Genomic DNA, 692 nt, shown 5'->3' with positions numbered 1-692 from the left:
AATACCTACAAAGTGGAGCTTTTGAATGAACTGGCTGGAACCGAATACCTCGACTATAATCCTGGCAGCAGAACCGTAAGCTCTAAATTCTATATGCAGGCTTCACTTAATTATAACCGTACCTTCTCAGAAAAGCATTCCTTAAGTGGTCTATTTGTATATATGCTCCGTAATGAATTAACCGGGCAATACAGCGATCTTCAATCTTCTTTGCCTTTTAGAAACATTGGATTAGCTGGCAGAGCCACCTATGGATACGATAACCGATATTATTTCGAAATGAATTTCGGATATAACGGATCAGAGCGATTCTACCAAACCAATCGCTATGGCTTCTTTCCATCTGCCGGTGCAGCATGGAATATTTCTAACGAGAAGTTCTGGGAGCCAATGAAAAACGTTATTTCTAAATTTAAGCTTAGAGGAACCTATGGCCTTACAGGTAACGATGCCATTGGATCTGCAACTGACCGTTTTCTATACCTCTCAAATGTGAATATGAATGATGCTGGAAGGGGTGCCGTTTTTGGTCGTGACAATGGATATTCAAGAAATGGCGTCTCCCTTTCCAGATATGCAAATGAAGCCATAACCTGGGAAACAGCTAAAAAAACGAATGTAGCTGTAGAATTAGAATTTTTTAGAGACTGGAGTCTGGAGGTAGACTTTTTTAAAGAACATCGTACCGGTAT

1 pseudogene is annotated in these 692 nt (G+C 40.2%); it reads left to right on the top strand.

What is annotated here, in order from left to right:
- Positions 1–692 (top strand): annotated as a pseudogene (locus N824_RS34295) (SusC/RagA family TonB-linked outer membrane protein); the annotation flags it as partial.

This window comes from Pedobacter sp. V48 (assembly GCF_000523515.1).
Lineage (GTDB): Bacteria > Bacteroidota > Bacteroidia > Sphingobacteriales > Sphingobacteriaceae > Pedobacter.
Note: the sequence above shows the minus strand (reverse complement) of the source record. Positions and strands in the feature narration are given on the sequence as shown.